The 903-nt window shown below is 72.6% G+C and carries 1 pseudogene; it reads right to left on the bottom strand.

Going from position 1 to position 903, the window contains the following annotated elements:
• Window positions 1–860 (bottom strand): annotated as a pseudogene (locus G3N92_RS34580) (transcriptional regulator); the annotation flags it as partial.
• Between the last annotated feature and the right edge of the window lie 43 nt (window positions 861–903).

Raw genomic sequence — 903 nt, 5'->3', positions numbered from 1 at the left:
CGGCGCGGCGCGGCCGAGCTGGCCAGCTCGACGAGCGCCGCCGCGTAGGCCTCGGCGCGCGTCACGTCGTCTTCCGCCACGGCCAGCGCGCAGGCGTGACGCAGCGCGACGCAGCACGACAGCGGCTCGTTGTCGGCGCCCATCAGGTCGGGGATCTCGCAATCGCGCGGCGTGCCGCCCACCAGCCACTGCACGGTGGACAGCGCGGCGTTCGCGATCAGGTGCAGCGACAGGCCGTGACGCGTGGCCAGCGCGCGCGCCTCGCGCACCACGTCGGGCTGGGCGGCGGTGGCGTCGCCGAGCAGCGGAATCGCCTGATGCAGATCGCCGGTGTAGGCGCGCAGCATGCCTTCGATGAGCCGTGCGTTGTACTGCGCGGCGGGCCAGCGCGCCGCCTCGGCGATCTCCGAATACTTGCGCGACAGCTCGCGCGCGCGCTCGGTTTCGCCGCGGATCTGCGCACGGAAGAACAGGTGCAGCAGCGCGCGCAGTCGGGTGGAATTGTCGGCGCAGGCGCTGGCGATCTCGTAGGCGCGCTGCCATTGCAGCGCCGCCTCGCTGGCCGCGTTGCGCTTGCAGGCCAGCGCGTTCGCGAGCGCCGCCGCCACGCGCATCTCGGGGCGGATCCGGCGCAGCTCGCCGCTGTCGCCGCACACCGCCACGCGGCGCGCCCAGCCCACGTATTCGTCGCCGAGCGCGAGCCGCACCCACAGCGGCGCGGAATGGTCGAGCAGATCCGCGCCGAGTTCGGGCTTGCCGTTGTCGATGCTCCACTCGAGCGCGGCGCGCAGGTCGGCCAGATCGTGCCGCACCGAAGGCGGCGCGAGGAACGGCCCTGCGCCGAGATCGGAAGAGCACACGGCATAACTCCAGCCACCATAAATGAGCTCTTATGCCGTCCTC

The organism is Burkholderia sp. Ac-20379 (assembly GCF_017104645.1).
In the GTDB taxonomy this organism is placed as follows: Bacteria; Pseudomonadota; Gammaproteobacteria; order Burkholderiales; family Burkholderiaceae; genus Burkholderia.
Note: the sequence above shows the minus strand (reverse complement) of the source record. Positions and strands in the feature narration are given on the sequence as shown.